Annotated in this window: 14 protein-coding genes; 8 read left to right on the top strand and 6 right to left on the bottom strand. The window is 58.7% G+C overall.

The window, feature by feature from the left end:
- Positions 1-208: 208 nt before the first annotated feature.
- Both ACZ5WQ_RS18020 and ACZ5WQ_RS18015 read left to right on the top strand, forming a co-directional pair.
- Positions 209-1,339 carry a DUF2855 family protein gene (locus ACZ5WQ_RS18020; RefSeq protein ID WP_464382819.1) on the top strand — a complete coding sequence of 377 codons (1,131 nt, stop codon included), beginning with the start codon at positions 209-211 and terminating at the stop codon, positions 1,337-1,339.
- A 624-nt stretch (positions 1,340-1,963) separates the two neighbouring features.
- Positions 1,964-2,752, top strand: a complete 789-nt coding sequence (locus ACZ5WQ_RS18015; RefSeq protein WP_464382818.1) for a class II glutamine amidotransferase — start codon at positions 1,964-1,966, stop codon at positions 2,750-2,752.
- Positions 2,753-2,871: 119 nt separating this feature from the next.
- On the opposite strand, the gene ACZ5WQ_RS18010 is transcribed toward ACZ5WQ_RS18015, so the two are convergent.
- The gene (locus ACZ5WQ_RS18010; RefSeq protein WP_464382817.1) at positions 2,872-4,590 is read right to left on the bottom strand and encodes a PglL family O-oligosaccharyltransferase; all 1,719 of its coding nucleotides are present in this window, start codon (positions 4,588-4,590) and stop codon (positions 2,872-2,874) included.
- A gap of 84 nt (positions 4,591-4,674) precedes the next feature.
- Entirely contained in the window at positions 4,675-5,124 is a 450-nt protein-coding gene (locus tag ACZ5WQ_RS18005) for a pilin (protein ID WP_464382816.1), read from the bottom strand.
- 294 nt (positions 5,125-5,418) lie between these two features.
- Here ACZ5WQ_RS18005 and pilB point away from each other — a divergent pair, with 294 nt between their 5' ends.
- The 6 genes from pilB to ACZ5WQ_RS17975 are packed head-to-tail and all read left to right on the top strand — an operon-like array spanning position 5,419 to position 11,031.
- Entirely contained in the window at positions 5,419-7,119 is a 1,701-nt protein-coding gene (gene pilB / locus ACZ5WQ_RS18000; protein ID WP_464382815.1) for a type IV-A pilus assembly ATPase PilB, read from the top strand.
- Between the two features lie 3 nt (positions 7,120-7,122).
- On the top strand, positions 7,123-8,379 hold the full coding sequence (locus tag ACZ5WQ_RS17995; RefSeq protein WP_335598954.1) for a type II secretion system F family protein: 1,257 nt from the start codon (positions 7,123-7,125) through the stop codon (positions 8,377-8,379).
- Between the two features lie 3 nt (positions 8,380-8,382).
- A complete protein-coding gene (locus tag ACZ5WQ_RS17990) occupies positions 8,383-9,255 on the top strand; it encodes a prepilin peptidase (RefSeq protein ID WP_464382814.1) in 873 nt (290 codons plus the stop codon).
- A 35-nt stretch (positions 9,256-9,290) separates the two neighbouring features.
- A complete protein-coding gene (gene coaE / locus ACZ5WQ_RS17985) occupies positions 9,291-9,893 on the top strand; it encodes a dephospho-CoA kinase (protein WP_335598952.1) in 603 nt (200 codons plus the stop codon).
- Entirely contained in the window at positions 9,890-10,081 is a 192-nt protein-coding gene (yacG, locus tag ACZ5WQ_RS17980; RefSeq protein ID WP_233049087.1) for a DNA gyrase inhibitor YacG, read from the top strand. Before coaE ends, yacG begins: the two co-directional genes overlap by 4 nt.
- 2 nt (positions 10,082-10,083) lie before the next feature.
- Complete coding sequence (locus tag ACZ5WQ_RS17975) at positions 10,084-11,031, top strand: Nudix family hydrolase (protein WP_464382813.1); 948 nt, start codon at positions 10,084-10,086, stop codon at positions 11,029-11,031.
- A gap of 191 nt (positions 11,032-11,222) precedes the next feature.
- On the opposite strand, the gene ispH is transcribed toward ACZ5WQ_RS17975, so the two are convergent.
- From ispH to ileS, 4 genes are read right to left on the bottom strand one after another with little or no spacing between them, the layout of a single operon-like run.
- Positions 11,223-12,167: a 4-hydroxy-3-methylbut-2-enyl diphosphate reductase gene (gene ispH / locus ACZ5WQ_RS17970; RefSeq protein WP_269687935.1), complete on the bottom strand. Its 945-nt coding sequence runs from the start codon at positions 12,165-12,167 to the stop codon at positions 11,223-11,225.
- A 48-nt stretch (positions 12,168-12,215) separates the two neighbouring features.
- Positions 12,216-12,653, bottom strand: a complete 438-nt coding sequence (gene fkpB / locus ACZ5WQ_RS17965; RefSeq protein WP_464382812.1) for an FKBP-type peptidyl-prolyl cis-trans isomerase — start codon at positions 12,651-12,653, stop codon at positions 12,216-12,218.
- A 45-nt stretch (positions 12,654-12,698) separates the two neighbouring features.
- Positions 12,699-13,196: a signal peptidase II gene (gene lspA / locus ACZ5WQ_RS17960; RefSeq protein ID WP_228245808.1), complete on the bottom strand. Its 498-nt coding sequence runs from the start codon at positions 13,194-13,196 to the stop codon at positions 12,699-12,701.
- Positions 13,189-16,014: an isoleucine--tRNA ligase gene (gene ileS / locus ACZ5WQ_RS17955; RefSeq protein WP_464382811.1), complete on the bottom strand. Its 2,826-nt coding sequence runs from the start codon at positions 16,012-16,014 to the stop codon at positions 13,189-13,191. The genes lspA and ileS overlap by 8 nt, the downstream gene beginning before the upstream one ends.
- Between the last annotated feature and the right edge of the window lie 22 nt (positions 16,015-16,036).

Genomic DNA, 16,036 nt, shown 5'->3' with positions numbered 1-16,036 from the left:
CGCATGCCAGACGCATTCCGTTGAAAAGCGAAAAAAATCAGAATGGATATCGAGTCAAAACGTAAAAGTGATCATTGCAGTGCAGGACATCGATGAGCACCCCAATCGTGCCCTCTTATCAGGCGGCATTTGAACGATGATTGAACGCTGACCGTGCAGCGCTATCGCGGCAAGCTAGGGTCTGACATCACAGCCCACGGACCAGACCATGACCACCACTTGCACCCGCCTGCTGGTTAACAAAGGCAACATCCACGAGTGCACGCTGCAGCAGGTACCCAGACTGCAAGAGCAAGACCTGCAGGACGGCGAGGTGCTGCTGGACATTGACCACTTCGCCTTCACAGCAAACAACATCACCTACGCAACGCTGGGCGACCGATTCGGCTACTGGGACTTCTTCCCCGCCGAAGCCCCCTGGGGCCAGGTGCCGGTGTGGGGGTTTGCCGATGTCAGCGCCAGCCGCCACCCGGACATTGCAGTTGGCACGCGGGTCTATGGATACCTGCCGATGGCCGGACAGCTGCGCGTGCGCCCAGGCAACCTCACCGCCAGCAGCTTCACCGACACGGCAGAGCACCGCAGTCACCTGGCACTGGCCTATAACCAGTACCAGTTCACCGCCACCGATCCGGCGTATCGCCCGGAACTGGAAGCGCTGCAGATGCTGCTGCGCCCGTTGCTGCTGACCTCATTCCTGCTGGATGATTTTCTGCAGGAAAATGGCTGCTTCGGCGCTGAGCAAATCATCCTGACCAGCGCCTCCAGCAAGACCGCGCTGGGCCTGGCATTCATGCTTCAGCACCAGCGCGCCAGCAGAGGCGACAAGCCCCAACGCATCGTCGCCCTGACCTCCGCGGGCAACGTGAGCTTTGTCGCCGGGCTCGGCTACTACGATCAGGCCATCGCCTACGGCCGGCTCGACCAGCTCGATGCATCAATCCCGAGCGTACTTGTCGACTTCGCCGGCAACGGCGGACTGTTGGCCGATGTACACACCCACCTGGGTGACAACCTGACCTTCAGCTCGCTGGTTGGAGCCGCGCATTGGGATCAGCGCAAAACGGAAAAGAACCTGCCCGGCGCCAAGCCCGAAGTCTTCTTTGCCCCCGGTTACTGGGCACAGCGCAGCAAGGCACTGGGCCCGGCCGAGCTAATGCAGCGGTTTGCCAGTCTGTGGATGCCGCTGACCCGATCGGTTGGCAGCTGGATGGAAATCAGAACAGCGGCAGGTGGGGAGGCTATACGCCAAGGCTATCTCGATACCCTTAATGGGCTGATCAGGCCGGAAACAGGCGTGATAATGAAAATCGGGGGCGAGCATGGCGATAGCCGATAACGCTGAGCAACGACCTCGAAAATAGCGCGCACCAGAAGGCTGACAGGCTTCTGCCAATACCCCTTAAAGCGGCCACAGGGCGCTGTGGCCCTGGGGAACGGGAACAGGGTAGCAATGCCGCCTCAGGCTGCGCTGCGATACCCGCACGCCCACGACATGTCGTGGCCCTACGAAAACAGAAAACACGGCGGGAAATCGGTCGCTGCGCAGCCGATTTCTAAAGCCTGCCCAGCCAGTACTGGGGGCGTTGGCGGCTTCGGCCTTCCTTTCTAGGCTTCATGCCCCATGCCCATTAACCTGTCACAGCCACGCGTGCATCAACCAACCGGTGTACCAACAACCAATGGCGCCGACAAACGGCCACCGGCCCGACCCAACCAACAACCACACCCGCAGCAACACCACCTGCCCCGCCCGCAAATCACACCAAACACACCACCACAGCCGATCACCTAATCCCCTGTAGGGCCACGACATGTCGTGGCCGCCACACCACATAGCCTTCCCCCCGCACACAATCCAACAACCCACACAAAACAACGACTTCAAGCTTCTAGCCTCCAGCTTTGCCCTCCCCAGTGCTACCATCACACTCCAACCCCTAAACACGGCCAGGAGCCCCCGATGTGCGAACTGCTCGGCATGAGCGCCAATGTCCCGACCGACATCTGCTTCAGCTTTGCCGGCCTGATGCGCCGCGGCGGCGAGATCGGTCCGCACAGGGATGGCTGGGGCGTTGCCTTCTATGAGGGCAAGGGTCTGCGCTGCTTTCACGACGCCAACCCCTGCCACAGCTCCGCCATCGCCCGTCTGATCGAGCAATACCCGATCCAATCCGAGAACGTCATCTGCCATATCCGCCAGGCCAATGTCGGCGGCGTCAGCCTGGCCAACACCCACCCGTTCACCCGCGAGCTCTGGGGCCAATACTGGGCCTTTGCCCACAACGGCCAACTGACCGACTTCACTCCGTCAACCGGGCCCTACACCGCCGTTGGCGACACCGACAGCGAACGCCTCTTCTGTCACCTACTCAACACCCTGGCAAGCCGCTACACCGCACCGCCTGCGCTCGAAGACCTGACCCACACACTCAGCGACTGCTGCGCCCCACTGCTCAAACTTGGCGTCTGCAACCTGATGCTCAGCAACGGCGACTGGCTGTTCACCCTGTGCACCAGCAAACTCCACTGGATCACCCGCCGCGCCCCCTTCGGCCCGGCACAGCTCAGCGACCTGGAACTGGAACTGGAACTGGAAGTCGACTTCAAACAGCACACTACCGTCAACGACGTCGTCACCGTCATCGCCACCGAGCCGCTGACCAGCAACGAACACTGGCAGGCCTATGAGCCAGGGGAGTGGATGTTGTGGCGCAAGGGCGAGACTCTGCTTGGCAGTCATTTGGATTGACACTGCTAACCTAGTTAGCACCGTCTAGGACTCAGGTGCAGCAAGCTCCGAAAGTTATCTGTGTTGCGCCCCACCACATACCGTCATAGGGTCGAACAACTACCAACGCCAACTCTGATTCACTCTGAGAGTTCAGCATCAGGAAGTGGCAATACATCGATGAGGCCTGTCAGTTCGGGGTATTTCTCACTCATAATCTCCAACCCGTTCCTAGCCTCAGTATAGTTTTCTGGTGCATGAAGTGACTTTAATATAAGCATTTGCTCGCGAGCATCCCCAATACGACCATTCAGGCCAAGCGCCAACCCATAACGAAAAAGGCATGGCGGAAAGGGGTAGCGCGTAGCGACCTTTCGCATAAACTCGAGTTCATCCGCTGTCATTCTTGGCTCTGCTTGCATGCGTGCAAACTCAATAAAGGAACTTAACTGGGTTAACATCAATACTTTTGGAGGTGGGTTGCCATCCCACTCACCTATTCCTGATGTTTCAAATCTCATCTCGAGCGACTCAGAATGCAACAGGGAGTATTCTCGATAAATCAAAACAAAACCAAGCGCAGAAAAAGCCAGAACAAAATAACCAAAAAACCTATTAACAGGCAAAACAAAAATATCACCAACATCATATATCGCAACCCCAGCAATCACGCCTAGAGGCAGCAAAAAATAAGCATATTCCAGCGGATACTCAAAGCAACCATGAATAACAAAGGCACAGACAACCAGAAACACAAAGAAGCCTTCAACACTCTTAATTAACAAAAAAATACGAAAAAACCATAAAGCAAAAAAAACGACAAGCAGCCCACCTAATATCGCCCCATTCCAAAGCAATACATCAAGCACAATGTTGTGGCTATGTTCAACAAGAAAAGGTGCATAATGGAGCTGTGAAGCGTAAACCTGCGCAACACTAACCTGGTTCCAACCATACCCCCAAAGCGGGGCATCCCTAACAGCCAATAAGAGCTGCCACCAGATATCAAGTCGATGTGCACCACCACTCAGCCGTTCCAAGCCCGAAGCTTCAGGCAACAGAAGCCATGAAGAGAGAAAAGGAAGCACACCCAAAAGAATAAGGTACAAAGCGGAAAAGCCTACAACCCAAATCGCACGCAGTCGCAAATACACTCTTCGCGAAAGCCAAAACCATGCAGGTATCAACACACATATAACAGCCAGAGTTGTGCGTGATTGAGCCAAGGCTAAACCGACAAGTAGAAACACCGTCACCAAACCAGCAGATAGCCGCCCAATGCGGCCGCGCTCAAAGAAGTAGGCAATACCAAGCAGAGCGGCAACCAAAAAGCTGGCGAAGTTATTCGGTTGAGAAAAGTTGGCGAAAGGCCGCCCCCCCGGTATTAGATCAGCCACCCAAATACTCCCTGGTAGCTGCAACCATTGCCTAAGAGCGATCCAGACAGAGATCCCTGCCGATAGGGAAACGACAAAGAAAAACACAGATACCAATTGATAGGAATCACCGCGAGCACGACAAAAACCATATCCAGCAGAAACGCACAATCCAAATGCCGCAAGATAGATAGCCGCGATAAGAGCATCACCAAAAAAGAAAACAACATCCGCATACCACTGCAATAGCGGAATGATAGCCACAGCCAGGAAGAGAACACTTAAAGCCGGAAAATATAATCCACCCCGACTAAAGAAAAGCACCAAGATGTAAAAACCTATAGCCGCCAGGAACATCAGAAAGTCCTGGTATGCGGTTACCCACGGGAAATAATGATTTGGCAACAACCAAGCCAAGGCAGCAGCCAAAAAAACAAGCGCAATAAAGGTAGCTTTCGGCACAGCGAACAGCGAGTTTTTCACAATAATTATTCCAACAAAAAAGGCAGGCCGGTCACGGCCTGCCTCAGAGCGCGGCGGTTAAGCCTCGATCATTACTGCAAAAAATCAACCGCGGCAAGAGCCTGGACGGAAGTTATTCGGAATAGTACCGCCACACACCCAGCGGCCAATTTGATCGCCAGCAGCAGGTGCAGTAGTGCCGGTATCACCAACATAGGGAGTCAGAGTAATGGTCTTCGTATCAACGTCACTACCAATGTTTTGCGCAGTGACAGTGATCACACCATTGGCGTCCGTCCCAATACTTGCAACAAACTGCGAACTGGCCGACGTAGACTCGCAACCCCAATCCCCCGCATCGGGCAGCGAACCAGTTGCACTCTGAACAACTTCAGTGATTGTGGTGCGGCACGAAGACGCAGCAAGGATCAACTCAGACACTTTGGCGCGCTTGGTGTAGTCTTGGTAAGCCGGAAGAGCGATGGCAGCAAGAATACCGATGATTGCAACTACGATCATCAGTTCGATAAGGGTGAAACCCTTTTGTGCTTTCATGTGTTTACTCCTTTAAGTGAAATAGCCATGCGGCTACCAAGATCAAAGCAAGAACCGGACCAACATGAAAAGCGCCGTATTGCGGCCCGTGCACCGCAACATACCAATCTTCTGGACGTCTCCGACAAGACAGCACACGACAGAATGTGACAATTTTTGTCATACCGGCGCCGCCGGCGCATGCTACCCACTGATAACCCGCGCACAGGAGGCCCACCCGGACAGTTCAATCCCGGCGGCGTCTGTACTATAGTCTGCAGCATTAATGCTTTTGAAATTCAGGACTATTGCCACATGGAAACCCCCGCTCTTTCAGGGCTCGCACGGCGTATTGTGCAGGAAGGCCTTATTCAGGCCGACGTGGCTGCGAAAGCCTGCCAGCAGGCTAGTCAGGATAAAATTCCGCTGATCACCCATCTGGTGCAGAAGAAGCTGGCAGATGCCCGCTCGCTGGCAATGACCTGCGCTGAAGAATTCGGCTACCCCTACTTCGACCTCAGCGCTCTGGACAAGGAAGCTCAACCCAAGGAGCTGGTCAGTGAGAAGCTGGTGCGCCAGCACAATGTGATGCCGCTGTTCAAGCGCGGCTCACGCCTGTATCTGGCCATTTCTGATCCAACAAATCAGCAGGCCCTCAGTGATGTTCAGTTCCACACCGGCCTGATGACCGACGCGGTGATCGTCGAAGACGACAAGCTGCTGAGCGCTATCGAAAAATACCTCGACAGCCCGACCGGTGGCTTGGGCGACATTGGCGATGCAGATCTGGACGAGCTTGACGTTCAATCGGTCAAGGATGAAGACCGCGCGGACGGAAGCACTGACGCCGACGACGCGCCCATAGTTCGCTTCGTCAACAAGATGCTGCTTGACGCCGTGCGCATGGGTTCATCTGACCTGCACTTTGAACCCTATGAAAAGATGTACCGTGTGCGTTTCCGCACCGACGGCGTGCTGCACGAGGTTGCCAAGCCTCCCGTGCAGCTGGGCGTGCGTATCGCTGCGCGCCTGAAGGTGATGTCATCCATGGACCTGGCTGAGCGCCGCAAGCCGCAAGATGGCCGCATCAAGCTGAAGATTTCCAAAAGCAAGGCCATCGACTTCCGCGTCAATACCCTGCCGACGCTGTGGGGCGAGAAGGTGGTGCTGCGTATTCTCGACTCCGAAAGCGCCAAGATGGGTATCGACGCGCTGGGTTATGAAGACGACCAGAAGCAGATGTATATGGCGGCCCTTGCCAGGCCGCAGGGAATGATTCTGGTTACCGGCCCGACCGGCTCGGGCAAAACCGTATCGCTGTATACCGGCCTGAACATCCTCAATACCATGGAGCGCAACATCTCCACCGCCGAGGACCCGGTCGAAATCAACCTGGAAGGCATCAACCAGGTCAACGTGAACCCCAAGCAGGGTCTGGATTTTGCCCAGGCGCTGCGCGCCTTCCTCCGTCAGGATCCGGACATCATCATGGTGGGCGAGATCCGCGACCTGGAAACCGCCGAAATCGCGATCAAGGCGGCACAGACCGGCCACATGGTGATGTCGACCCTGCACACCAACAGCGCAGCTGAAACACTGACCCGTCTGCGCAACATGGGCGTGCCCTCATTCAACATTGCAACCTCGGTCAACCTGATCATCGCCCAGCGTCTGGCAAGAAGGCTGTGCAAGTCCTGCAAAGTGCCCATGGATGTGCCCCGCGAGGTGCTGCTGGAAGAAGGTTTCACACCGGAAAAAATTGATGCAGGCATAACAATTTACGGCCCTGTGGGTTGCGAAAACTGTAAAGACGGTTATAAAGGTCGTGTTGGTATCTATGAGGTCGTCAAGATCACTCCGGCGATGCAGCGCATCATCATGGAAGACGGCAACTCCATTCAGATTTCCGACGTAGCCCAGAGTGAGGGTTTCCGAAACTTGCGCCAGTCCGCGCTGATGAAGGCGGAAGAGGGTGTGACCAGCCTGGCGGAAGTCAACCGAGTGACCAAGGATTAAGTCATGGCGCAACAAGCCGCACTGAGAAAGAAACCCGCCGCCAGGAAGGCCAAGGAAGAAAAACTCTACCCCTTCAAGTGGGAGGGCAAGGATCGCAAGGGCACCCGAATCGACGGCGTGCTTCAGGGCGAGAACGCTGCACTGGTTAAAACCCAGCTGCGCAAGCAGGGCATTCTGGTCACCAAAATCAAGCGCGAATCAACCTTGTTCGGCAAGCGGCCAAAACCGATCAAGCCGCTGGATATTGCGTTTTTCACCCGCCAGCTGGCAACCATGATGGAGTCTGGTGTCCCCATCATTCAGGCGTTTGAGATCATTGCCGAAGGTGCAGAAAACCCAAGCGTTGGCAAACTGGTCACGCAGATCAAGACAGACGTTGCCGCCGGTAACACACTGGCAGACTCCCTGCGCCAGCACCCCAAGTATTTTGACGATCTGTTCTGCAACCTGGTTGAGTCGGGTGAGCAATCTGGCCGGCTGGAGTCGCTACTGGATCGCATCGCGACTTATAAGGAAAAGACCGAAGCACTGAAGGCCAAGATCAAGAAGGCCATGACCTACCCGATTGCGGTTATTGTGGTCGCAGTGATTGTGACGGCGATCATGCTACTCAAGGTGGTGCCCAGCTTCCAGGAAGTGTTCGCCAACTTTGGCGCCGAGCTGCCAGCCTTTACCCTGTTTGTTATCGGGTTATCCGAGTGGCTGCAGTCCTGGTGGTTCGTCGCGCTTATCCTGATTATTGGCACAGGGTACGCTTATTCCCAAGCCCATGTGCGCTCCAAGGCGTTCCGCGACTTTGAAGACCGCACCCTGCTAAAGGCGCCTATCGTCGGCGATATTGTCTATCAGGCGGCGGTGGCACGTTATGCACGCACCTTGGCTACCACCTTCGCTGCCGGTGTACCGCTGGTAGATGCGCTGGACTCGGTCGCAGGCGCATCCGGTAACGTGGTGTTCTACAACGCGGTGATGAAAATCAAGGAAGATGTGTCTGCTGGCTCCCAGCTCAACTTCTCGATGCGCGCGACCAAGGTATTTCCGTCGCTCGCAACGCAGATGACAGGCATTGGTGAAGAGTCAGGTAACCTTGATGGCATGCTGGAGAAGGTGGCCGACTACTACGAGGCCGAGGTCGACAACAAGGTCGATAACCTGACCACCCTGCTCGAGCCGCTGATCATGTCGGTGCTGGGTATTCTGGTCGGTGGCCTAATTGTTGCCATGTACTTGCCGATCTTCCAGCTGGGGAACGTTGTCTGACCCATGCCGCTACTTGACTATCTGGCCAGCCACGCGCTGGCCTTTGTTTTGCTCGCCGGGCTGCTGGGCCTGATCGTTGGCAGCTTCCTCAACGTGGTGATTCACCGCCTGCCGCGCATGATGGAGCGCGAGTGGCGGGCACAGGCGCTAGAGCTGCTCGAACCCAACAAAAAGCGTCCTGCCACAGACACCTATAACCTGCTGCTGCCCCACTCCCATTGCCCGCACTGCAAGACCGAAATAAAGGCCTGGCAGAACCTGCCGGTAATCAGCTACCTGTTGCTGAGCGGCCGCTGTGGCCAATGCAGGGCGCCAATCAGCCCCCGCTACCCGCTGGTCGAGATTCTGACGGCGGCGCTGTCGATGGTAGTAGCCTGGCACTACGGTTTTGGCTGGGCGGCCGGCGGCATGCTGCTGCTGACCTGGGGCCTGATCAGCCTGAGCATGATCGACGCCGACACCCAGTTACTGCCCGATGACCTTGTGCTGCCGTTGCTGTGGCTGGGCCTGATCGCCAACAGCATCGGCCTTTACACCGACCTTAATACCGCCTTGTGGGGCGCCATTGCCGGCTACCTCAGCCTGTGGTCGGTGTATTGGCTGTTCAAGCTGATCACCGGCAAGGAAGGCATGGGCTACGGCGACTTCAAGCTGCTCGCCATGCTTGGCGCCTGGGGTGGCTGGCAGATTCTGCCGCTGACCATCCTGCTGTCATCGCTGGTGGGAGCCATTCTCGGTATCATTATTCTCAAGACACGTGGTGCAGCCAACAGCACACCACTGCCCTTCGGGCCCTATCTGGCCATTGCCGGCTGGATAGCGCTGATCTGGGGTGAGACAATCACCAGCCAGTATCTGCAGTTCGCCGGTTTCTGACAGCAGCCGGCATCCATCCCGAGGATCCGTACCCGATGATCATAGGCCTGACTGGCGGCATTGGCAGTGGCAAAACCGCTGCGGCCAATCGCTTTGCTGCCGAACATGGCATCCACGTTGTGGACGCCGACCTCAAGTCCCGTGTTGTGGTTGAGCCGGGCAAGCCGGCCCTGAGCCATATTGTCGACCGCTTTGGCGATGCCATCCTGCTGGAGGACGGCAACCTGAATCGTGCGGCCCTGCGCGAACGGGTATTCGCTGAACCGCAGGAGCGCCAGTGGCTGGAGCAGTTGCTGCACCCGCTGATTCGCGAAGAGATCATGACCGATCTGCAGTCCGCCCAGTCGCCTTACGCGCTGCTGGTCTCACCACTGCTGGTCGAATCAGGCCAGAACACACTGACCAAGCGCATCATCGTCGTCGATGTGCCCGAAGCCATGCAGCTCGCACGCACCGTTCAGCGCGATGCGGTGCCCGAGGCCCAGGTGCGCGCCATCATGCAGGCCCAGGCCCAGCGGGAAGAACGCCTGCGCCATGCCCACGACGTCCTCACCAACGACAGCGACCTCGCGGCACTGCACGCCCAGGTCGATGCGCTGCACCAGCGCTATCTCAAACTGCTGGAGTCCCAAGCATGACGCTGACGGTCAACTGCCCCACCTGCAAGGCACCGGTCACCTGGGACGACAGCTTCCCTGAACGGCCCTTCTGCAGCCATCGCTGCCGGCTGATTGATCTGGGCGCCTGGGCGGCTGAAGAGCACGTGATTGAAGGTCGTCAGGACGACGAGCAGGATATCTTTTCCGACGAGTTGCCGGAGCGCTGAGCATGCGCCGCATTCACGTGATGGCGGCGGTCATTCGTGACCCCCAGCGCCGAATCTTGATCGCCAGGCGCCCGGACAATGCGCATCAGGGCGGATTATGGGAGTTTCCCGGCGGTAAGCTGGAAGATGGCGAGACCCGCCTCGACGGGCTGCGCAGGGAGCTGAGGGAAGAGCTGGGGATAACCGTGATCAGCGCGCGCCCGCTGATCGACTTGCAGCACGATTACACAGACAAACAGATTCGTCTGGATGTGTGGGAAGTCAGCAGCTTCAGTGGCGACGCACATGGCGCCGAGGGGCAGCCGGTGCGCTGGGTAACCGAACAACAGCTGAACGACTTCAGCTTTCCGGCGGCCAATCAGCCAATTGTGACCGCCGCGCAATTGCCTGACCGCTATCTGGTGACTCCGGGTCTGGACGAACCCGACGTACTGGACGGCATTGGCCGAGCCGTTGCGGCAGGCATGCGACTGATCCAGCTGCGCCAGACACAGCTGGATGACGCGCGCTACCGGGCGCTGTGCGAGCAGGTGATGGCCCGCTGGGGTGACCAGGCCATATTTATGCTGAAGGGTGATCAGGCACCAGTGATGGAAGGCGCCGGCTGGCACCTGACGGCTGCCCAGCTTCGCGAATTTGCCCAACAGCCGACACCAGTTCGTCCGCTGCCAGAGCACCGCTGGCTGGCAGCTTCCTGCCACAACGCAGAGGAGCTGCAGATGGCGGAAGCGCTGGGAGTGGATTTTGTAACGCTGTCGCCGGTTCTGCCCACACAAACCCATCCCGACGCTCTGCCCCTCGGCTGGGAGCAGGCCCACGCCCTGCTGACACGCTGCCGCCTGCCCGCCTACCTGCTGGGTGGACTGACGCTGGCCGAGCTGAATACCGCCCACCATGCAGGCGCACAGGGCATTGCGGCCATCAGGGGGCTGTGGAAGGGCAGCCAGTAAGTGCCCGGTCAACGACAGCGCAACGCCTGCGGGCGCGGCATGCCGCGCCCCTACAATGCATCGCCGCGGTGTTTCATATTTCGTGATTTTGCAGGGCCACGACATGTCGTGGCCGCAAGGTAGATGCGCAGGCTGTTGCCGCACCCGGCGGTCTGCCTGCACCGTATTCGCGGGCGCAGCGTATCTCGCCCCTACAGCTGTACCACCCGCAGCTCCTTCGGCATGCTGAAGACGATGTTTTCTTCCTTGCCCGCCAGCTCCTCTGCGCCGGTGGCACCCTGGGCGTGCAGGTGGGCGATAACCTGGCGCACCAGCACATCCGGTGCCGAGGCACCTGCGGTGACGCCGACATTCTGCGCACCCTCCAGCCAGGCTGATTGAATCTCTTCGGCACCATCAATCAGGTAGGCAGGCGTGCCCATACGCTCGGACAGTTCGCGCAGGCGATTGGAGTTGGAGCTGTTCGGGCTGCCGACCACCAGCACCACATCGCAGGACGCAGCCAGTTGCTTGACGGCATCCTGGCGGTTCTGGGTGGCGTAGCAGATGTCATCCTTGCGTGGCCCGTCAATCGACGGGAAACGCGCACGCAACGCGTCGATCACCCGCGCGGTGTCATCCATCGACAGGGTGGTCTGGGTGACAAACGCCAGGCGCTCAGGGTCTTGAACCTGCAAGCGCTCGACATCTGCCTCGTCCTCAACCAGATAGATTGCCCCGCCGTTACTGGCGTCGTACTGCCCCATGGTGCCTTCGACTTCAGGGTGACCCGCGTGGCCGATCAGGATGCATTCGCGCCCTTCGCGGCTATAGCGGGTCACTTCCATATGCACCTTGGTCACCAGCGGGCAGGTGGCGTCAAACACCTTGAGACCGCGATCTGCCGCCTCCTGACGCACAGCCTGAGACACGCCGTGGGCGCTGAAGATAACGATCACGTCATCCGGCACCTGATCGATTTCTTCGACAAACACCGCGCCACGATTGCGCAGATCCTCGACCACAAACTTGTTATGGACGACCTCGTGACGCACGTAGATTGGCGGGCCGAACACTTCCAGCGCGCGATTGACGATCTCGATGGCTCGGTCGACACCGGCGCAAAAGCCGCGGGGGTTGGCCAGTTTGATCTGCATGAAAAGCCTCGCTGGAGTATCGAAAGAATGGGCCGAGAGCTGACGCGCTCAGCGCACGTCGACGATTTCGACGTCAAAGGTGATGACCTTGCCGGCCAGCGGATGATTGAAGTCAACCTCGACCACCGAATCATGCACCTGCTTGACCACACCCGGCAACTCGCCGCCGGCGGCGTCGGCAAAGATCACCAGCAGCCCCGGCTCCAGCTCCAGCTCCATTTCGTCAAACTGATCGCGGGCTATGGTCTGGATATTCTGCTCATTGCCCGGCCCGAAGCCGCGCTCGGGCTCAATCTCGAAACTGCGGCAGTCACCGGCCTTGAGACCGAACAGCACCTGCTCAAAACCGGGCAACAGACTGCCGTCACCCACCTTGAAGGTAGCTGGCTGCTTGTCGGTAGTGGTATCGACCACGTCGCCATTGGGCAGCTTGAGGGTAAAGTGCAGGGTTACTTCGGACTCGTGACCAATACGTGTTTCTACCATGGGAATCTCGCCTGGAAAGCCGGGCCCGCTTGCGCGGGCCATCGATCAATTTTGCTCCGGCTTCCTGCCGAAAAACATGTCGAACAGCAGCAATGCCGCACCGACGGTAATGGCGCTGTCGGCAATATTGAAGGCCGGGAAGAACCAGCTCTGCTGCCAGTGCACCAGAATGAAGTCGGTCACCTTGCCGTGAATCACCCGGTCATACAGGTTGCCGATGGCGCCACCCAGAATCAGTGCCAACGCGATGGCTTCAAGCTTTTTGCTGCGATCCAGACGCGCCAGCCAGACGCACAGCACTATGCTCACAACGACTGCGATGACGGCAAACAGCCAGCGCTGCCAGCCACTGGCGTCGGCCAGAAAGCTGAACGCGGCACCGGTGTTGTAGGCCAGGGTGAAGCTGAACAGGTCATCGATGATCGGCACCTGCTGATACAGCTGCAGCTCCGACACAGCCACCCATTTGGTCAACTGATCGAGCACAATGACCAGCGCCGACAGCACCAGCCAGATCAGACTGCCCTTGCGGACATCAGGCATGCTTGCGTACCTCACCGGCGCCTTCGATGTTCTCGACGCAGCGGCCACAGATATCCGGGTGAGCGGCGTGGCTGCCGACGTCGGCGCGCAGGTGCCAGCAGCGTGCACACTTGGCAGCGTCTGACTTGACGATCTGCAGCTTCAGGCCTGGAACCTCGGTTTCTACCGCCTGCTCGCCCGCCTCGGCCAGCGGTGCCAGGGTAGCCTGCGAGGTAATCAGCACAAAGCGCAGCTCATCGCCCAGCTGGGCCAGCGCGGCGCGCAGGCTGTCATCGGCGTAGAGGGTGACTTCGGCTTCCAGGTTGCCACGCAGTACCTTGGCATTGCGCAGGTTTTCCATTTCCTTGTTGACCGCCTCCTTCACGCCCATGACCTGTGCCCAGAAGTCGCGACCCAGCGCCTGCCCTTCCGGCAGCGCCTCAAGCCCTTCGTACCAGGTGGTGAGCATGACCGACTCGCTGCGCTCGCCCGGCAGGTACTGCCAAAGCTCCTCGGCGGTGAAGCACAGGATTGGCGCAACCCAGCGCACCAGCGCCTCGGCGATGTGATACAGCGCAGTCTGACAGGAGCGACGCGCGACGCTGTTCGCCTGGGTGGTGTACTGACGGTCCTTGATGATATCGAGATAGAAGCCGCCCAGCTCCTGCACGCAGAAGTTGTGCACCTTCTGATAAACATTCCAGAAGCGATAGGTTTCATAGGCCTCGACAATCTCCTGCTGCAGCAGCAGGGCGCGGTCAACGGCCCAACGGTCCAGATCCAGCATCTGCTCGGCCGGCAGAGCATCAGTCGCCGGATCAAAGCCGCTCAGGTTGGACAGCAGGAAGCGCGCGGTATTGCGAATACGGCGGTAGGCATCAGCGCTGCGCTGAAGGATCTGATCCGACACAGCGATTTCAGCGGTGTAATCGGTGGAAGACACCCACAGACGCAGAATGTCGGCACCCAGGGTGTCGTTGACCTTCTGCGGTGCGATGGTGTTACCCAGCGACTTGGACATCTTGCGGCCCTTCTCGTCGACCGTGAAACCGTGCGTCAGCAGGCCACGATAAGGCGCATGGCCGTCGATCGCACAACCGGTCAGCAGCGACGAGTGGAACCAGCCGCGGTGCTGGTCGGAGCCTTCCAGATACAGATCGGCGCGCGGCCCCTGATCGTGGCCCATCGGGTGCGAGCCGCGCATCACGTGCCAGTGGGTGGTGCCGGAGTCAAACCAGACGTCCAGGGTGTCGCTGATCTTTTCGTACTGGGCTGCTTCGTCGCCCAGCAGTTCGGCGGCATCCAGATTGAACCAGGCATCGATGCCCTGCTGCTCGACCCGCTGGGCAACCTGCTCGATCAGCTCGACGGTGCGCGGATGCAGCTCGCCCGACTCGCGATGCAGGAAGAACGGGATCGGCACGCCCCAGTTACGCTGACGGGAGATACACCAGTCCGGGCGACCGGCAATCATGTTGTGCAGGCGCTGCTTGCCCCAGCCAGGAACAAAGTCGGTCTCTTCAATGGCCTTGAGCGCGCGCTCGCGCAGGGTCTCACCACCGGCGACCGGCACATCCATGCCGACGAACCACTGGGCGGTAGCACGGTAGATCAGCGGCGTCTTGTGGCGCCAGCAATGCATGTAGCTGTGCTGAATGCTCTGATGCTTGAGCAGGGCACCCACTTCCTCCAGCTTGGCGACGATGGCCGGATTGGCCTTCCAGATAAACTGGCCACCGAAGAACGGCAAATCCTGAACGTAGACACCGTTGCTCTGCACCGGGCTGAGGATGTCATCGTTGTGCATGCCGTACTGCTTGCAGGTACGGAAGTCGTCTTCACCATAGGCCGGAGCCGAGTGAACGATACCGGTACCGGCGTCCAGCTCGACATAGTCAGCCAAGTAAACCGGCGACAGGCGGTCATACAGCGGGTGACGGAAGTTGATCAGTTCAAGCGACGCACCGGCTGTGGTAGCGAGCACCTGGCCTTCCAGGCCATAGCGCGCCAGACAATCGGCAACCAGATCCTCGGCCAGCACCAGCAGGCGCTCACCGGTATCAACCAGCGCGTAATTGAATTCGGGGTGGGCATTCAGCGCCTGGTTGGCAGGAATGGTCCAGGGTGTTGTGGTCCAGATGACCATGGCGGCCGACTTGGGCAGCGCATCCAGACCGAAGGCCGCCGCCAGCTTGTCGGCATCCTCGACCGGGAAGGCAACATCAATGGCTTCGGACTTCTTGTCCTGATACTCGACCTCGGCCTCGGCCAGCGCCGAGCCACAGTCAAAGCACCAGTTGACCGGCTTGAGGCCCTTGAACACTACGCCCTGCTCAACCATACGGCCCAGCGCGCGAATCTCGCCCGCCTCGTTGGCGTAGTTCATGGTCAGGTAGGGATTGTCCCAGTCACCCAGCACGCCCAGACGAATGAAGTCGGCCTTCTGCAGCGCAACCTGCTCGCCGGCATATTCGCGGCATAGCGCGCGCACCTGATCGGCCGGCAGATGCTTGCCGTGGGTCGTTTCCACCTTGTGCTCGATCGGCAGACCGTGACAGTCCCAACCCGGCACGTAGGGCGCATCGAAGCCCGACAGGGTCTTGGAACGGACGATCATGTCCTTGATGATCTTGTTGAGTGCATGACCGATATGAATAACGCCGTTGGCGTACGGGGGGCCATCGTGCAGGACAAACTGCGGACGCCCCTGGCTGACTTCCCGAATCCGCTGGTACAGGCCGTCCAGACGCTTGAGCGTCTCCGGTTCGCGGTTCGGCAGCCCGGCCTTCATCGGAAAATCCGTGGCGGGCAGATTCAATGTCGCTTTGTAGTCGGTCATTTTCTATCAGGCTCTCGAAAAA

The sequence above is a fragment of the Halopseudomonas sp. T1L2 genome, from assembly GCF_055397385.1.
The sequence above is the reverse complement of the archived record's forward strand: the minus strand, read 5'-3'. Positions and strand labels throughout refer to the sequence as shown.